Origin of the sequence: Halomonas sp. HG01 (genome assembly GCF_000968715.2) — a bacterium.
GTDB lineage: Bacteria > Pseudomonadota > Gammaproteobacteria > Pseudomonadales > Halomonadaceae > Halomonas > Halomonas halophila.
The window spans coordinates 2292062-2308183 of sequence record NZ_CP022134.1; the positions used below are offsets into that span (position 1 = coordinate 2292062).

Genomic DNA, 16122 nt, shown 5'->3' on the forward strand with positions numbered 1-16122 from the left:
CCGTGCCCGACTCAAGCTAGAGGTTTCCGCCGGGCGGGGCAAGAAGCGTGAGAGACTCAAGCGCTAGACCATGGTCGAGCCCGTACCGCCGCGGGTCCTGGCTCGAGTCTTAGCCTCGGGGCGCCATCAGCATGGCCACCAGCTCGCGGCCCAGTTCCTCGGGGGAGCGCTCGCCCTCGGGGTCGTACCAGCGCACCGTCCAGTTCAGCGCGCCCATCACGAAGCGCGAGACCAGAAAGCGGTCGCCATGAATCAGCCCGGCGGCCAGGGCCTCGTCGATGACCGTCTCCCACAGCGCCTCGTAGGCATCGCGCAGGTGGCCGAGATGGGCACGGGCGTCGTCGTCCAGGCGGCGCCATTCGTAGAGCGCCACGACGTGGGCATTGCGGTCGGTGAGCAGGGTCTCCAGGTGAGCGCGGGCCATGGCCTGCAACCTCGCTTCCGAATCGCGGTCGCATGACTCGAGGGCCGCATGGGCGATCGCCAGGGCGTTGCGGGTGCCCTCCTCGATCACCGCGGCCAGGATCTCCTGCTTGTCGCGGAAGTGGTGGAAGAGGCTCCCCGACTTGATGCCCATCTCCTCGGCCAGCATGCGCACCGTGGTCCGGTCGAAGCCCTCCTGCACGAACAGCTGGGCGGCCTGACGGGTGAGCTCCTTGCGGCGCGGAGAGTCATTCATTACATTCATCGACATTCACACTAGCGCTTGCTTGGTTAGCTCGAGAGAACCATAGCCCCTTCGGCGGGTCAACGCGCCCGCCGCCCTCCCTCATAACAATCCCTATCGGGAGCCACGCCATGAGTGATTCACGCGAGATCGTCTTCCTTTCCGCCGCCCGCACGCCGATGGGCGGCCTGCTGGGCGGCCTCGCCCGACTGAGCGCCCCGGAGCTCGCCGCCACCGCCATCAAGGCGGCCGTCGAGCGCGCCGGCATCGACGCCGACGCCATCGACGAGGGCTTCATGGGCTGCGTGCTGCCCGCCGGCGTCAAGCAGGGCCCGGCCCGCCAGGCCATGCGCCAGGCCGGCATTCCGGACGCGGTCGGCGCCACCACCGTCAACAAGCTGTGCGGCTCGGGCATGAAGGCCACCATGCTGGCCCATGACCTGATCCGCGCCGGCTCCGGCGAGCTGATGCTGGCCGGCGGCATGGAGTCGATGTCCAACGCGCCCCATGTGCTGCCCAAGGCGCGCTCGGGCTACCGGCTGGGCCACGGCGAGCTGAAGGATCACATGTTCCTCGACGGCCTGGAGGACGCCGAGACCGGCCAGCTGATGGGCGGCTTCGCCCAGCAGATCGCCGACGCCCGCGGCTATTCCCGCGAGCGCCTGGACGATTTCGCCATCGCCTCTCTGGAGCGCGCCATGGAGGCCACCAACGCCGGCCACCTGGCCGCGGAAATGGCGCCGGTCACGATCGCCAGCCGCCAAGGCGAGAGCGTGGTCGAGCACGACGAGCAGCCGTTCCAGGCCAGACTCGACAAGATCCGCTCGCTGCGACCGGCCTTTACCAAGGATGGCACCATCACCGCGGCCAACTCGAGCTCGATCTCCGACGGCGCCTCGGCGCTGATCCTGGCAAGCCAGGAGGCCGCGAGCCGCCTGGGCGCACGCCCGATCGCCCGCATGCTCGGCCACAGCACTCACTCGCAACATCCCAGCGAGTTCACCCTGGCCCCGGTGGGCGCCATCGACACGCTGATGAAGCGGCTCGGCTGGGGCGTGGACGACGTCGACCTGTTCGAGATCAACGAGGCCTTCGCCGTGGTCACCCTGATCGCCATGGACGACCTCGGCTTGCCCCACGAGAAGGTCAACGTCTTCGGCGGCGCCTGCGCCCAGGGCCACCCCATCGGCTCCACCGGCTCGCGGATCATCGCCACCCTGATTCACGCCCTGCGCACCACCGGCGGCCGGCGCGGCATCGCCAGCCTGTGCATCGGCGGCGGCGAGGCCACCGCCGTCGCCGTGGAACTGATCGACTGACGCTTCCCGCCTGCAGCCATATGCGCCCGCCTCTCAGGCGGGCGTTTTCATTGGCGTGGCGCCGAAAGCCGCTCCAGCCGCAGCCGCTCGCGGCCGTCGAACAGCCGGCGGCTGGCCAGCGCCACCGCGGCCAGAGTGCCGAAGCCGGAGCCCAGGGTGATGGCGAACATGATCAGGATCTGATACTTGACCGCCAGGGCCGGCGCGGTGCCGGCCAGGATCTGGCCGGTCATCATGCCCGGCAGGCTGACCACGCCAGCGGCGGCCATGGCGTTGATCACCGGCATCAGGCCGCTGCGCATGGCCTCGCGACGCAGGTCGCCGACCGCCTCGTGCCAGGGCTGGCCGAGCATCAGCCGGTTCTCGATCACCGCGCGCTGCCGCCAGGCGCCGTCGGTCAGCCGGTCCAGCGCCAGGGCCACGCCGGTCATGGTGTTGCCGAGCATCATGCCCAACAGCGGGATGGCATACTGGGGGCGATACCAGGGCTCGGGGCCGATGATCACCGTCAGGCTGAGCACGGCGACGCTGAACGACGACAGGAACATCGCCAGGGTGCCGATGCCGAAGCCCCAGCCGCCGGTCAGCCGGCGCGTCTGGCGCGCCACCACCTCGCGCCCGGCAATCAGCAGCATGCCGAGCGCCATCAGCGCCACCCAGTGGAAGCGCGCCGAGGCGAACAGCGCCTCCAGCACCAGGCCGACCAGGGTCAGCTGGATGGCGGTGCGGGCCGCGGCGATCAGCAGGCTGCGCCCCACGCCCAACCGGGCGGCCATGGTGCAGCCGGCCAGCGCCACCACCAGCAGCGCCGCCAGCGCCAGCTGCCACCAGCCGAGCTCGATCACGCCCATGTCGCGTCTCCCGCCGTCGTCAGCCGCCCCGCCTCGAGCCTGAGATGCCGGTCGGCGACCCGGGCGATCTGGGCGGCGTCGTGGGCCACCCAGATCGTCGGCCAGCCGGCCTCGCGGATGCGCGGCAGCAGCCAGCGCTCGACCCGCTGCGCGGTCTCGGCGTCCAGGTTGGCCGTGGGTTCGTCCAGCAGCAGGGCCGAAGGCGAAGGCGTCAGGGCCCGCAGCAGCGCCAGGCGCTGCTTCTCGCCGGAGGACAGCCGACTGACCGTCCAGTCGAGGGTGGCGTCGTCGAAGCCCAGCGCCGTGAGCCCCTCCTCTGCGCCGCCCTGTGCAAAGTGCTCGCCCACGCACTCGGCCCACCACTGGCTCTCCGCCGGCACCAGCCGCACCCGGCGCCGCCACGCGTGGCCCGACACGGCCGTGCGGGCGAGATCGCCCAGCCGGACCTCGCCGCCCTCAAGGGGGTCGAGATCGGCCACCGCTCTCAGCAACCGGCTCTTGCCGCAGCCGCTGGGCCCGGAGAGACACACGACCTCGCCCGGCTCCACGCTCAGTGTGACGCCCTCGAGGTCGCCGACGGCGAGGCCCTCGAGGCGCAATGCTTCCCTGGCAGGCAATATCGTTCTCCCTCGATGGATGATCCGAGTGGGCCCGATCATAGCAGCGGGCCGCGCCCTTTCACCGCGTATGAAGCAGCGCATTCATCATATATGGATTTTCATATATATTGGCGAGCAACCCCATCCTTCCGGTTCGCGACAAGGAGCCCCCATGACCGCACAGCCCGATACGTCCTCCAAGGATGCCGCTACCGGCATGGGCCGCTTCGAACGCTTCCTCTCGGTGTGGGTGGCGCTGGCCATCGTCGCCGGTGTGCTGCTCGGCCAGCTCGCCCCGGCGGTGCCCGAGACCCTGGCCCGCTTCGAGGTAGCACAGGTGTCGATCCCGGTGGCGGTGCTGATCTGGGCGATGATCTTCCCGATGATGGCGCAGATCGACTTCTCCGCCGTGCTCGGCGTGCGCCGTCAGCCCAGGGGGCTGGTCATCACCACCACGGTGAACTGGCTGATCAAGCCCTTCACCATGTTCGCCATCGCCTGGCTGTTTTTGATGGTGATCTTCCGGCCGTGGATTCCCGAGGCGCTGGCCCAGCAGTACCTGGCCGGCGCTATCCTGCTCGGCGCCGCGCCCTGCACCGCCATGGTCTTCGTCTGGAGCACCCTGACCCGGGGCGATGCCGCCTATACCCTGGTGCAGGTGTCGCTGAACGACCTGATCATGCTGTTCGCCTTCGCCCCGATCGTGGTGCTGCTGCTCGGCGTCTCCGACATCGCGGTGCCCTGGGACACCGTGGCGCTGTCGGTGGTGCTCTATATCGTGATCCCGCTGGCCGCCGGCGTCCTGACCCGGCGCACCCTGATCGCGCGCCGCGGCGCCGCCTGGTACGACGACGTCTTCCTCAAGCGCATCGCGCCGGTGACGCCGATCGGCCTCATCGTCACCCTGGTGCTGCTGTTCGCCTTCCAGGGCGAGGTCATCCTCACCGCACCGCTGCATATCGCGCTGATCGCCGTGCCGCTGATCGTCCAGACCTTCCTGATCTTCTTCCTGGCCTACGGCTGGGCCAAGGTCTGGAAGGTGCCGCACTGCGTGGCCGCGCCCGGGGCCATGATCGGCGCCAGCAACTTCTTCGAGCTGGCGGTGGCCGCCGCCATCGCGCTGTTCGGGCTGCAGTCCGGCGCGGCGCTGGCCACGGTGGTGGGCGTGCTGGTCGAGGTGCCGGTGATGCTGGCCCTGGTGCGCATCGCCAACGCCACCCGCGAGCGCTTCCCCGCCGCATGAGTCGCCATCCGCTGGTCGTCATCGTCCTCGCCCAGCTGTTCGGCACCTCGCTGTGGTTCAGCGTCAACGGCGTGGGGCTGTCGCTGGCCGCCGATCTCGGGCTCACCGACGCCGATCTGGGCCGGCTGACGCTGGCCGTGCAGGCGGGTTTCATCCTCGGCGCCCTGGGCCTCGCCGCCAGCGGGCTCACCGACCGCTTCCGCGCCAGCCACCTGTTCGCCGCGGCGAGCCTGGCCGGGGCGCTGGTCAACGCCGGCTTCGTGCTGGCCGCGCCCGAGCCGGCGCTCGCCCTGCTGCTGCGCTTCGCCACCGGCCTCTGCCTGGCCGGCATCTATCCGCTGGGCATGAAGCTGGTGATCGGCTGGACGCCCAGGCACACCGGCGCGGCGCTGGCCTGGCTGGTGGGCATGCTGACGCTGGGCACCGCCCTGCCCCACCTGCTGCGCGGCGCCACCCTGGGCCTGCCCTGGCAGTGGCCGCTGCTCGGCGCCTCGGGACTGGCGCTGGCCGGCGGCGCCCTGGTGCTGGCCCTGGGCGACGGCCCACACCTGCCGCCGCCCGGCGGCCGGGCGCGGCTGCGCGAGGGGCTGGCGGCGCTGCGCGACGCCCGCTTCCGGGCCGTGGCCGGCGGCTACTTTGGGCACTGTTGGGAGCTCTACGCGGTGTGGACCCTGACGCCCTTCCTGGTCGGCCGCGAGATCGCACGGCTGTCGGCGTCGCCGGCGCTGATTCCGTGGCTCGCCTTCGGCGTGATCGCGCTGGGTACGGTGGGCTGCGTGCTGGGCGGCCGGTTGAGCCGGCGCCTGGGCAGCCTGCCGGTGGCCCGCGGCGCACTCGTCGCCTCGGGGCTGATCTGTCTCGGCTATCCCCTGCTGGCGGAGGCCTCGCCGTGGCTGCTGCTCGCGCTGCTGGGCGTCTGGGGGCTGACCGTGATCGCCGACTCGCCGCAGTTCTCGGCCCTGGCCGCCGCCAACGCGCCCAGGGCGCATGTGGGCTCGACCCTGGCGGTGATGAACGCCATCGGCTTCAGCCTGACGCTGCCCGGCATCTGGCTGACCACCGCACTGTGGGCCTCACAGGGGCCCTGGGCGGTGTGGTGGCTGCTGCCGGGCCCGGCATTGGGGCTCTGGGCCCTGCGCCGGAGCTCGCCGCGCGACGAGCCTGCTTGAACGACGCTCCCCTGACGAACGTCGTCTAGCAGCACGCCTGGCGCCGCTCGGGTCCCTCGCCCAGTGCCTCGAGCCGCGCCGCCAGGGTATCGAGGCGCTGGGCCTCACCCTCGTCGGCCGCGGCCAGAGTCGCGGTGATCCACTCGGGCAGCTCGGAGGCAATGGCGTAGTGGATCCACTGACCCTCGCGACGGCCGACCAGCAGCCCCACGCGACGCAGTTGTGCCAGGTGCCGCGAGATCTTGGGCTGGGAGAGTTGCAGCACGCCGGTCAGTTCGCAAACGCAGAGCTCGCCCTGGCGGCGGATCAGCAGCATCAGCATCAGACGGGTGTCGTCGGCCAGGCTCTTGAAGACCTGCACGGGGGCGAAGGTGGTCACGGTGTCGTCTCCTCGGGGCATGGCAGCATGATACCTCGCCGGCCGTCAGGCTTCGCGCGGCAGCGCCAGCGCCAGCAGCGCGCTGGCGGCCACCAGTGCCGCCGAGACCCACAGGCAGGCGGCCAGCCCCTGGACCTGATAGAGCCAGCCCGAGAGCAGCGTGCCGGCGAGCCGGCCCATGGCGTTGGCCATGTAGTAGACGCCCACGTCCATGGAGACGCCGTCGGCCCGGGCGAAGCGCACGATCAGATAGCTGTGCCAGCTGGAGTTGACCGCGAACAGCACGCCGAAGGCCAGCAGGCCCGCCACCAGCCAGCCCACCCGGGCCAGCGGCAGCATCGCCAGCAGCGCCGGCAGCCCGGCCAGCAGCAGCGCCAGCATCACGGTCACGCCCCGCGGGCTCGCCCCGAGCCGGGCGGTCAGCCGCGGCGCCTGGGTCTGCACCCCGCCATAGCCGATCACCCAGATCGCCAGCAGCCCACCCACCGTCCAGTGGCTCCAGCCGTGCTGGTCATAGAGGAACACCGGCAGCGCCACCACGAACCACACATCCCGAGCGGCGAACAGGCACAGCCGGGCCGCCGACAGCACGTTGACCGCCCGCGACGACGAGAACACCTCGGTGAACTTCGGCTTGCGCTTGCCGCGCCCCAGGTCGGCCTTCAGGCGCCACAGCGAGAGCACCAGCACGCCCCCCAGCATGGCCGCCATCAGGCCGACCGCGCCGCGGAAGCCGATCAGCGTCAGCAGCAGCCCGCCGAGGAAGAAGCCGGCCCCCTTGAGGGCGTTCTTGGAGCCGGTCAGGATCGCCACCCAGCGGTAGAGGGCACCCTGGGCACCGGCGTCTTCCTTCGGCACCAGCACCTTGACCGCGCTCTTGGCGCTCATCTTGTTGAGGTCCTTGGCGATCCCCGACAGCGCCTGGGCGGCCATCACCCAGGGCACGGTCAGCGCCGCGGCGGGCACCATCAGCATGGCCAGTGCCACGATCTGAAGACCGAGCCCGACGTTCATGGTGCGGTTCAGGCCCAGGCGCGCCCCCAGCCAGCCGCCCACCAGATTGGTGACCACGCCGAAGGCCTCGTAGAACAGGAACAGCAGCGCCACTTCCAGCGGCGAGTAGCCCAGCCGGTGGAAGTGCAGCACCACCAGCATGCGCAGGGCGCCATCGGTCAGGGTGAAGGCCCAGTAGTTGCCGGTGATCAGCAGGTACTGGCGCACCTCGAAGGGTAACGCCTTCAGACGGCCGGCGACGCTTCCGACCTCAGGCATCGGCCAGCGGCTCCCTGCCGACCGACGCACGTCCCACCTTGAGGGCCAGCTCGACGGTGCGGTTGGCATAGCCCCACTCGTTGTCGTACCAGGCGTAGAGCTTCAGCTGGGTGCCGTTGACCACCATGGTGGAGGGCGCGTCGACGATGGCGCTGCGCGGGTCGGTGCGATAGTCGATGGAGACCAGCGGGCGCTCCTCATAGCCGAGGATGCCGGCCAGCGGTCCCTCCGCCGCGGCCTTGAGCGCCGCATTGACCGCCTCCACCGTGGTCTCGCGCTCGAGTTCGAAGACCATGTCGGTCAGCGAGGCGTTGGCCAGCGGCACGCGCACGGCGTGGCCGTTCAGCCTGCCCTCGAGCGCGGGGAAGATGGCGGTGATGGCCCTGGCCGAGCCGGTAGTCGTCGGAATCAGGCTCATGCCGCAGGCCCGCGAGCGGCGCAGGTCCGGCTTTTGTGGAGAGCTAGGCGCATCCAGAATCGTCTGGGTGTTGGTGATGTCGTGCACCGTGGTCATCGAGCCGTGGCGGATGCCGAAGGTCTCGAGGATCACCTTGACCACCGGTGCCAGGCAGTTGGTGGTGCAGCTCGCGGCGGTGACGATGCGATGGCGGGCGGGGTCGAAGGCGTCGTCGTTGACGCCCATCACCACGTTGAGTACGCCCTCCTCCTTGACCGGCGCACTGACCACCACCCGGCCGACGCCCTGGTCCAGGTAGGCCTGGAGCCTGTCGGTGGTCTTCATGTGGCCGGAACACTCCAGGGCCACGTCGCAGCCGGACCAGTCGGCGGCGGCGATGGTGTCATGGCGGCTGAAGGCGATGCGCCGGCCGTCGATCACCAGGGCCTCGGCCTCGGCCTGGATGCCCTGCCCCGGCGACCAGTGGCCGTGCACCGAGTCGAATTCCAGCAGGTGGGCGAAGGTGGCGGCGTCGCCGCCCGGATCATTGAGGCGTGCGATGGCGACCTCGCCGGCCTCGACGCGCGGCCACAGGCTGCGCAGCGCGAGGCGGCCGATGCGGCCGAAGCCGTTGATGCCGATGGACAGGGTCATGAAAACCTCCCGGGGATGACGGTGAACGACGGCCGCGACTCAGTGCTGGGCATCGAGCCACAGCTGTAGCCGATGACGAATCTCCTGGAGCGCCTGTTCATAGGCCTGCTCGCGCTCGATCAGCCGCGGGTCACGGATGTCCCAGTCGAGGCGCTCATCGACCTCGCCGGTCCAGTCGCGACAGGCCTGACGCGCCTTGTCGCAGAGCACGATGACGGTATCGAAACGCTCGCCGGCGAACGCCTCCAGCGACTTGCTGGCCAGCCCCTGGGTATCGATGCCCTGCTTGTGCAGCGCCGCCAGGGCCATTTCATGGGGACGATCCGGCTCGCTGCCGGCACTGAACGCCTCGAACCGGTCCCCCGCCAGGTGGCGCAGCAGGGCTTCGCCCATCAGCGATCGAGCGGAGTTGGCGTTGCACAGGAAGAGGATGCGCCGTCTGGTCATGTCGTGGGCTCCCGAATATATATGGATTTCCATATATAGTCGAGCCACATGACACCCTTGTGACAAGGACGATAACGCAGACGGGGAGGCCAGAGGCCTCCCCGTCGGATGATCACGCGAGCACCGCTTAGCCGTAGCGCCCGGTGATGTAGTCCTCGGCCTTCTTGGTGGCCGGGTTGGAGAACATGGTCTGGGTATCGTTGTACTCGATCAGCTCGCCCAGGTGGAAGAAGGCCGTGTAGTCGGCGACGCGCGCGGCCTGCTGCATGTTGTGGGTCACGGTGATGATGGTGAACTGCTGCTTCAGCTTGTCCATCAGGTCCTCGATGGTCGCCGTGGAGATCGGGTCCAGGGCCGAGGTCGGCTCGTCCATCAGGATGACCTCGGGCTGCACGGCGATCGCCCGGGCGATGCACAGGCGCTGCTGCTGGCCACCGGACAGCGAGGTACCGGGCTCCTGCAGCTTGTCCTTGACCTCTTCCCACAGGCCGGCGTCGCGCAGCGCCCGCTCCACCAGCTCGTCGACGTCGGCCTTGCGGCTCACCAGGTCGTGCATGCGCGGCGCATAGGCGATGTTGTCGTAGATCGACTTGGGGAAGGGGTTAGGCTTCTGGAACACCATTCCGACGCGGCGGCGCAGGGCCACCTCGTCCATCTTGGCCTCGTTGACGTCGCGGCCGTCCATCGAGATCAGGCCCTGGATCCGCACGCTGGGGATCAGGTCGTTCATGCGATTGAGGCAGCGCAGGAAGGTCGACTTGCCGCAGCCCGACGGACCGATCAGCGCCGTGACGTTCTTCTGGAAGACGTCAACGTTGATGTTCTTGAGCGCCTGGGTCTCCCCGTACCAGAGGTTGAGGTCGCGCACCCGCACGCTCAGCTCGTGATTGGCGTTCTCGTTGCGTACCACCGGCTCGCCGGCACTGTGTCCGCTCATGGGGCCCATCTTCCGCTCGGAAATTTGAATGTTCATCTTGGCATATCCTGTGTCTGGCCGCGGGATTTACCAGCGACGTTCGAATTTCTTGCGCAGCACCACCGCGGTGGCGTTGAGCGTGATCAGTACGGCCAGCAGCACCAGGATGCCCCCGGAGGTCTTCTCGATGAAGGCACGATCCGGCTCACCCGCCCAGGTGAAGATCTGCGCCGGCAGCACCGTGGCCGCCTCGGTAAAGGACGAGGTGACGTCGGGAATGAAGGCCACCATCCCGACGATGATCAGCGGCGCGGTCTCGCCCATGGCCTGGGCCAGGCCGATGATCGAGCCCGTCATGATGCCCGGCAGGGCCAGCGGCAGCACGTGGTCGCGTACCACCTGCCAGCGCGAGCAGCCCACCCCGAAGGCGGCGTGGCGGATGGAATCCGGCACGCTGCGCAGCGCGGTGCGGGTGGCGATGATGATCACCGGCAGGGTCATCAGCGCCAGCGTCAGGCCACCGACCACCGGCGAGGACCGCGGCACGCCGAAGAAGTTGATGAAGATCGCCAGACCCAGCAGACCGAACAGGATCGAGGGGATCGCCGCCAGGTTGTTGATGTTGATCTCGATCAGCTGGGTGACGCGGTTGTCCGGGGCGAACTCCTCGAGATACACCGCGGTCATCACGCCGATCGGGAAGGACACCGCCAGCGTCACCAGCAGGGTCAGCACCGTGCCCATGGCGGCCGAGGCGATGCCGGCGAGCTCCGGCATCTTGGAGTCACCGTTGGAGAAGAAAGTGGTGTTGAAGCGCAGCTCGGCGCGCCCCTCGTCCTGCAGCCGGTCCACCACCTCCTGCTCGCTGGCGCTCAGCCGGCTGTGATGGCCCTTGAGGTACTGGTCCACCTGGCCGTCGGCCAGCACCCACTCCATGCGGGTGGTGCCGAGCAGCTCGGGATTGTCGTCCATGCGACCGGGGATCAGACGCAGGTAACCGCGGCTGACCAGCGGGCGCACATCCTCCTGGACGGCGGCCAGCGGCAGCTGGGAGGCCCGCTCGCTGTAGTCGACCTCGACCTGGACCTGCGCCTGCTGAAAGGCCGGCAGCCCCTTGATCATCATGTCGGTGAAGAACAGCACCAGGAACAGCCCGGCCAGGCCCAGGGCACCCATGGAGATCCACTTCAGGCGCGCGGACTTGCGGTGACGACGCCGGAGCTGGGCGCTGATCTCGTCGAAGGATTGGCTCATCGGATAGGCTCCAAGGCGTTAGAGGTTGTTGATCCGGTACTTCTCGCGGAACCGGCGAATCATGATCACCGAGACCAGATTCAGCGACAGGGTCACCACGAACAGCACCAGGCCCAGGGCGAAGGCCGACAGCGTCTCGGCGCTGGCGAACTCCTGGTCACCGGTCAGGGCGGCGACGATGCGGACCGTCACCGTGGTCATGTCCTCGAACGGATTGGCCGTGAGGTTGGGGCGCATGCCGGCGGCCATGACCACGATCATGGTCTCGCCCAGCGCCCGGGATACCGCCAGCAGCGAGGCGGAGATGATGCCCGGCAGTGCCGCCGGCACCACCACATCGCGAATGGTCTCGCCCTTGGTCATGCCCAGCGCCAGCGAGCCCTGGCGCATGCTGTCCGGCACCGAGTTGATGACGTCGTCGGACAGTGAGGAGATGAAGGGGATGATCATGATGCCCATCACCACCCCGGGCGCCAGGGCGTTGTTGAAGGAGGCATCGATACCGAAGAAGCCGGCCACGCTGACGATGAGCGGCGCCACGGTGATGGCGGCGAAGAAGCCGTAGACCACGGTGGGGATGCCGGCCAGGACCTCGAGCACCGGCTTGGCCAGGGTACGCACGCGCTGGGGAGCGAACTCGGCCATGTAGATCGCCGACAGCAGGCCCACCGGGATCGCCACCAGCATGGCGATGGCGGTGATCATGAAGGTGCCGGCAAACAGCGGGATGGAACCGAACTGGGCGGCGCTGGCTCCCTCTTCGGCGCGGCCGGCGGCCTCGAGGAAGCTCGCACCCGGGTTCCAGGTAGTACCGGTGATGAAGTCCCAGAAACTCTGCATCTGGAAGAAGCGGATGGCCTCTCCCACGATGGAAATCAGGATCCCGAAGGTGGTGAAGATCGAGATCAAGGCGGCGCCGGCCAGGAAGAAGCGGATGACGCTCTCGATGGCCTTACGCGCGTGAAAGTCCGGACGCACCATGGCGATGCCCATGGCCAGACCGGCACAGCCGACGACCAGGCTGGCAGCCAGCAGGTAGAGCGTGGGAATCTCGGCGCCCAGCAGCAGCATGGCGAAGGCTCCCACCACGCCCACGGCGATGGCCGGGCCGGCGGTGGACAGCACGCTGAACCAGGCGTACTGGTCGGGCTGGGCATGCATGGACGTGCCGGCGGCGCGCACCCTGGCGGCCTTGGCTCGTCCCAGGAAGAAGGCTATCAGACCCAGCACCAGCAGGGTGCCGCAGAACAGAGCGAGGATTTGATTGGTCTGCATAGTTGTCTCTCGGCGGAATGGATCCGCGGAGCCGGCAAGGCCGGCGACCCGTCGGAACGTGCGCCGGCCGGCAGCCCCTGGCTGCCGGCCGGTACAGGGCTGAGATCCGGCCTCTTACTTGAGGTCGGCCAGCTCGAGCGCCTCATGGTTCTCGACGGCGCTGCGAGCCTCGGCGCGCATGTCTTCCGGCGCCGGGATCAGGCCGATGCCCTTGAGATAGCCCAGATCACCGATCATCTGCTCGCTCATGAACATGTTGGCGTACTCGTTCATGGCCGGGACCTCGTCGGCGTGCTGGTTCTTCACGTAGAAGAAAAGCGAGCGGGACACCGGGTACTCGCCGCTGCCGATGGCGTCCGGGGTCGGCGCCACGCCGTCGATGTGGGAGCCCATCACGCTGTCGGCGTTTTCCTCGAGGAAGGAGTAGCCGAAGATGCCGAAGGCGGCGGTGTTCTCGGTCAGGCGCTGGACGATCAGGTTGTCGTTCTCGCCGGCATCGATGTAGGCGCCGTCGGCGCGGATGTCGGTGTAACCCTCACCGCCGTAGGCCTCCATCTCCTCGGAGACGGCTTCCATCACCAGCTCCTCGAAGGCATCGCGGGTACCGGAAGTGGTGGGCGGACCGTAGACGGCGATGTCGCGCTCCGGCAGCGAGGCGTCGATGTCGCTCCACTGGGTGTAGGGATTGTCGACCAGCTCGCCATCGACCGGCACCTGAGCGGCCAGGGCCAGGAACAGCTGTTCGCGGCTGACGTTCATCTCGTCGTTCTGAGCGGACTGGGCGAAGGCGATGCCGTCATAGCCGACGAAGGCCTCGGTGATGTCGGTCACACCGTTCTCGGCGCAGCGCTCGAACTCGGAGGGCTTCATGCGACGCGAGGCGTTGGTGATGTCCGGGGTGCCTTCGCCGACACCGTTACAGAACAGGCGCAGACCGCCGCCGGAACCAGTGGACTCGATGACCGGCGTCGGGTAGTCGGTGGTGGCACCGAACTCCTCGGCCACGTAGCTGGCGAACGGGTAGACGGTGCTGGAACCAACGATGCGCACCTGATCGCGGGCCTGGGCGACACCGACGACGCCCATGACGGCGGCAGCGATGGCGGTGGTCTTGAGGATGCGGTTCATGGAGAGAGCTCCTGTTCGGGGAAGTGATCATCCTTTCGCGACACACAAGATGCCCCACGAAAATGACAGCTTCATGACAAGCGAGCTCGGATGCCGACATCGGCGTCGGCGGAGGGTGACACCGGCCCCGCAGGCGGGGCCGGTCGTCGGAGCGGGCAGGAACGGGACTCAGTGGAGGGCGGCGCGACCGGCCAGCGCGCGCAGGGCCAGGTTGCCGATCAGCGACACCGTGAGCATGGTCAGCACCATGGGCCAGGCGCTGTCGACCTCGAAGGCGCTGACCACCACCCCGGCCAGGGCGCCACAGGTGAACTGGATGCAGCCCAGCAGCGCCGTGGCGGTAGCGCTCATATGACTGAAGTGCTCGAGCATCGAGGCCATGGCATTGGGCGTGATCAGCCCGACCATGCCCATGAACAGCATGATCAGCGGCACCACCGTGGCCAGCGAATCCAGCCCGGTGGCCACCAGCATCACCAGGGACAGCGCCACGCACAACTGTACGCCGAGCCCCAGGCGCATGTTCTGCTGGGGCGTGCGATGACGCAGCAGGCGGATGTTGATGCGGTTGGAAAAGGCCATGACCACCACGTTGGCGCCGAACACCACCGGATAGATCGCCGGCGAGACCCCATAGTGAGTCATGTAGAGGAACGGCGAGGCGGTGATGAAGGCGAACATGCCCGAGAAGGTCGAGGCCACCGACAGCACGTAGCCCATGGCCTCACGGTGGCGCAGCACGCTCCCGTAGTTGCGCAGCACCTGACCGGCCGAGGCGATCGGCGCATCGACCGGCCGGGTCTCCGGCAGCCGGGTGCCCATCAGCCACAGCAGAAAGGCGGCATAGGCCGCCAGGAAGGCGAAGATCAGCCACCAGTCGGCCAGGTAGAACAGGCCACTGCCCACCGCCGGCGCCACCAGCGGCGCCAGCATCAGGATCATGGCCATGGTCGACATCACCTTGGCCGCCTCGCGCCCGCTGAAGCAGTCGCGCACGATGGCCGCGGAATTGACCACGCAGGCGCCGCCGCCCAGGGCCTGGACGAAGCGCCAGGTCAGCAGCTCGCCGAGGCTCTCGACCCGCATGATCATCAGGCTGGCCAGCAGGAAGATCACCAGGCCGACCAGCAGCACCGGGCGGCGCCCCAGGCGATCGGACAGCGGCCCGCCGAACAGCTGGCCGAAGGCAAAGCCGAACAGGAACAGGCTGATCGACAGTTCGGTGTGATGGACGCTCGCCCCCACTGCCTCGGCCAGTGCCGGCATCGCCGGCAGATAGGCGTCGATGGCGAAGGGCGCCAGGGCGGTATTGGTGGCCACCAGCAGGGCCACACGTCGAGCGCTTAGGGTCAAGCGACCTCCTAGAAGCATGCCAAAAGGACGCTAATGATAACGCACCTCACTGGCCGATGCTGGACGCGCCTGTTTTCCCTTTCCCGCGCTTGTTAGAGTGAAGGTTCGACACACGGAGGACTCAGGACCCATGGCAGACGACCTGCTGACGCAACTCAAAGGCATGACCACGGTGGTCGCCGACACCGGCGACATCGAGGCGATCCGCCGCTTCCAGCCCACCGATGCGACCACCAACCCCTCGCTGATCCTTCAGGCCGCCCAGCAGGAGGGCCGCCGCGCCCGGTTGGCCGAGATCGCCCGCCAGGCCACCGATATCGACGATGCCCTCGACGCCGTGGCAGTCGACATCGGCAGCGAGATCAGCGCCCTGGTGCCCGGCTACGTGTCCACCGAAGTCAGCGCGCGACTCTCCTTCGACACCCAGGCCTCGCTGGACCGGGCCCGCTCGCTGATCGACCGTTACCAGCGTCACGGTGTCGACCCGTCGCGGATCCTGATCAAGCTCGCCGCCACCTGGGAGGGCATCAATGCCGCCCAGATACTGGAGCGAGAAGGCATCCACACCAACCTGACGCTGATGTTCAACTTCGACCAGGCCCGCGCCTGTGCCGATGCCGGCGTGACCCTGATCTCCCCTTTCGTCGGCCGCATCCTCGACTGGCACAAGACCCAGCAGCCGGACGCCGACTTCAGCGGCGACCGCGACCCGGGCGTGCAGTCGGTCAAGCGCATCTACGAACACTTCAAGGGCCACGGCTACGAGACCATCGTGATGGGCGCCAGCTTCCGCAACAGCGGCGAGATCACCGCGCTGGCCGGCTGCGACCGCCTGACCATCTCGCCGGCCCTGCTCGAAGAGCTGGAACAGAGCCAGGGCACGCTGACGCGCTGCCTCACCCCGCTGGACGCCGAGACCCGCACCCCGGAGCCCCAGAACGAGGCCGACTTCCGCTGGGCACTGAACGAGGACGCCATGGCCACCGAGAAGCTGGCCGAGGGCATCCGCAAGTTCATGGCCGACCAGCGCAAGCTGGAGACGCTGCTGGGCGAGCTGCGCCAGGGCTGATCGCCGGCCGGCGTCGTGCCGGCAGCCCTCGCAACGCGAAGGGGGAGGCGTCGTTCGGCGCCTCCCCCTTCTTCATTCCGGCCTTCCTTCATTCCGGCCAGGCGCGGCGTTTCTGGCCCCATACCATGCC

16 protein-coding genes are annotated in these 16122 nt (G+C 68.5%); 4 read left to right on the forward strand and 12 right to left on the reverse strand.

Annotation, left to right across the window (positions count from 1 at the left end; translation table 11 throughout):
• Positions 1-109 precede the first annotated feature (109 nt).
• Positions 110-679, reverse strand: a complete 570-nt coding sequence (locus UN84_RS10820; RefSeq protein WP_046080159.1) for a TetR/AcrR family transcriptional regulator — start codon at positions 677-679, stop codon at positions 110-112.
• 119 nt (positions 680-798) lie between these two features.
• On the opposite strand from UN84_RS10820, the gene UN84_RS10825 reads away from it, so the two are divergent.
• Positions 799-1986 (forward strand): acetyl-CoA C-acyltransferase, encoded by a 1188-nt coding sequence (locus UN84_RS10825; protein WP_046080158.1) that lies wholly within the window; start codon positions 799-801, stop codon positions 1984-1986.
• A gap of 47 nt (positions 1987-2033) precedes the next feature.
• Here the strand turns inward: UN84_RS10825 and UN84_RS10830 are convergent, their stop codons facing one another.
• Together UN84_RS10830 and UN84_RS10835 are read right to left on the reverse strand one after the other, a co-directional pair.
• Entirely contained in the window at positions 2034-2837 is an 804-nt protein-coding gene (locus UN84_RS10830) for an ABC transporter permease (RefSeq protein ID WP_046080157.1), read from the reverse strand.
• Positions 2828-3454, reverse strand: a complete 627-nt coding sequence (locus tag UN84_RS10835) for an ABC transporter ATP-binding protein (RefSeq protein WP_237022310.1) — start codon at positions 3452-3454, stop codon at positions 2828-2830. The genes UN84_RS10830 and UN84_RS10835 overlap by 10 nt, the downstream gene beginning before the upstream one ends.
• A gap of 154 nt (positions 3455-3608) precedes the next feature.
• Here UN84_RS10835 and arsB point away from each other — a divergent pair, with 154 nt between their 5' ends.
• Both arsB and UN84_RS10845 read left to right on the forward strand, forming a co-directional pair.
• Positions 3609-4679 (forward strand): ACR3 family arsenite efflux transporter, encoded by a 1071-nt coding sequence (arsB, locus tag UN84_RS10840; RefSeq protein WP_046080155.1) that lies wholly within the window; start codon positions 3609-3611, stop codon positions 4677-4679.
• Positions 4676-5848: an MFS transporter gene (locus tag UN84_RS10845; RefSeq protein ID WP_046080154.1), complete on the forward strand. Its 1173-nt coding sequence runs from the start codon at positions 4676-4678 to the stop codon at positions 5846-5848. Before arsB ends, UN84_RS10845 begins: the two co-directional genes overlap by 4 nt.
• A 25-nt stretch (positions 5849-5873) precedes the next feature.
• Here the strand turns inward: UN84_RS10845 and UN84_RS10850 are convergent, their stop codons facing one another.
• The 9 genes from UN84_RS10850 to UN84_RS10890 all read right to left on the reverse strand — a co-directional run bounded on the left by UN84_RS10850 (position 5874) and on the right by UN84_RS10890 (position 14923).
• Positions 5874-6227 carry a metalloregulator ArsR/SmtB family transcription factor gene (locus tag UN84_RS10850; RefSeq protein ID WP_237022311.1) on the reverse strand — a complete coding sequence of 118 codons (354 nt, stop codon included), beginning with the start codon at positions 6225-6227 and terminating at the stop codon, positions 5874-5876.
• A 45-nt stretch (positions 6228-6272) separates the two neighbouring features.
• Positions 6273-7499, reverse strand: coding sequence for an organoarsenical effux MFS transporter ArsJ (gene arsJ / locus UN84_RS10855; RefSeq protein ID WP_046080152.1), 1227 nt, complete (start codon positions 7497-7499; stop codon positions 6273-6275).
• On the reverse strand, positions 7492-8550 hold the full coding sequence (locus UN84_RS10860) for an ArsJ-associated glyceraldehyde-3-phosphate dehydrogenase (protein ID WP_046080151.1): 1059 nt from the start codon (positions 8548-8550) through the stop codon (positions 7492-7494). The genes arsJ and UN84_RS10860 overlap by 8 nt, the downstream gene beginning before the upstream one ends.
• Positions 8551-8589: 39 nt before the next feature.
• Entirely contained in the window at positions 8590-8997 is a 408-nt protein-coding gene (locus UN84_RS10865) for an arsenate reductase ArsC (protein WP_035599597.1), read from the reverse strand.
• Between the two features lie 127 nt (positions 8998-9124).
• Positions 9125-9907, reverse strand: coding sequence for a phosphate ABC transporter ATP-binding protein PstB (gene pstB / locus UN84_RS10870; protein ID WP_046080500.1), 783 nt, complete (start codon positions 9905-9907; stop codon positions 9125-9127).
• A 93-nt stretch (positions 9908-10000) separates the two neighbouring features.
• On the reverse strand, positions 10001-11167 hold the full coding sequence (gene pstA, locus UN84_RS10875) for a phosphate ABC transporter permease PstA (protein ID WP_046080150.1): 1167 nt from the start codon (positions 11165-11167) through the stop codon (positions 10001-10003).
• Between the two features lie 18 nt (positions 11168-11185).
• Positions 11186-12442, reverse strand: a complete 1257-nt coding sequence (pstC, locus tag UN84_RS10880; RefSeq protein WP_035599593.1) for a phosphate ABC transporter permease subunit PstC — start codon at positions 12440-12442, stop codon at positions 11186-11188.
• Positions 12443-12556: 114 nt separating this feature from the next.
• On the reverse strand, positions 12557-13570 hold the full coding sequence (locus tag UN84_RS10885; protein ID WP_046080149.1) for a PstS family phosphate ABC transporter substrate-binding protein: 1014 nt from the start codon (positions 13568-13570) through the stop codon (positions 12557-12559).
• 168 nt (positions 13571-13738) lie between these two features.
• The gene (locus UN84_RS10890; protein ID WP_035599588.1) at positions 13739-14923 is read right to left on the reverse strand and encodes a Bcr/CflA family multidrug efflux MFS transporter; all 1185 of its coding nucleotides are present in this window, start codon (positions 14921-14923) and stop codon (positions 13739-13741) included.
• Between the two features lie 130 nt (positions 14924-15053).
• Here UN84_RS10890 and tal point away from each other — a divergent pair, with 130 nt between their 5' ends.
• Positions 15054-15992, forward strand: a complete 939-nt coding sequence (gene tal, locus UN84_RS10895) for a transaldolase (protein ID WP_046080148.1) — start codon at positions 15054-15056, stop codon at positions 15990-15992.
• The last annotated feature ends 130 nt before the right edge of the window (positions 15993-16122 follow it).

Bases quoted from the DNA above. Each gene is read 5' to 3' on its own strand.
- pstC (WP_035599593.1), bottom strand. From the start codon at position 12,442: ATGCAGACCAATCAAATCCTCGCTCTGTTCTGCGGCACCCTGCTGGTG.
- UN84_RS10820 (WP_046080159.1), bottom strand. From the start codon at position 679: ATGAATGACTCTCCGCGCCGCAAGGAGCTCACCCGTCAGGCCGCCCAG.
- tal (WP_046080148.1), top strand. From the start codon at position 15,054: ATGGCAGACGACCTGCTGACGCAACTCAAAGGCATGACCACGGTGGTC.
- UN84_RS10830 (WP_046080157.1), bottom strand. From the start codon at position 2,837: ATGGGCGTGATCGAGCTCGGCTGGTGGCAGCTGGCGCTGGCGGCGCTG.
- UN84_RS10825 (WP_046080158.1), top strand. From the start codon at position 799: ATGAGTGATTCACGCGAGATCGTCTTCCTTTCCGCCGCCCGCACGCCG.
- UN84_RS10865 (WP_035599597.1), bottom strand. From the start codon at position 8,997: ATGACCAGACGGCGCATCCTCTTCCTGTGCAACGCCAACTCCGCTCGA.
- arsJ (WP_046080152.1), bottom strand. From the start codon at position 7,499: ATGCCTGAGGTCGGAAGCGTCGCCGGCCGTCTGAAGGCGTTACCCTTC.
- UN84_RS10885 (WP_046080149.1), bottom strand. From the start codon at position 13,570: ATGAACCGCATCCTCAAGACCACCGCCATCGCTGCCGCCGTCATGGGC.
- arsB (WP_046080155.1), top strand. From the start codon at position 3,609: ATGACCGCACAGCCCGATACGTCCTCCAAGGATGCCGCTACCGGCATG.
- pstA (WP_046080150.1), bottom strand. From the start codon at position 11,167: ATGAGCCAATCCTTCGACGAGATCAGCGCCCAGCTCCGGCGTCGTCAC.
- UN84_RS10845 (WP_046080154.1), top strand. From the start codon at position 4,676: ATGAGTCGCCATCCGCTGGTCGTCATCGTCCTCGCCCAGCTGTTCGGC.
- UN84_RS10860 (WP_046080151.1), bottom strand. From the start codon at position 8,550: ATGACCCTGTCCATCGGCATCAACGGCTTCGGCCGCATCGGCCGCCTC.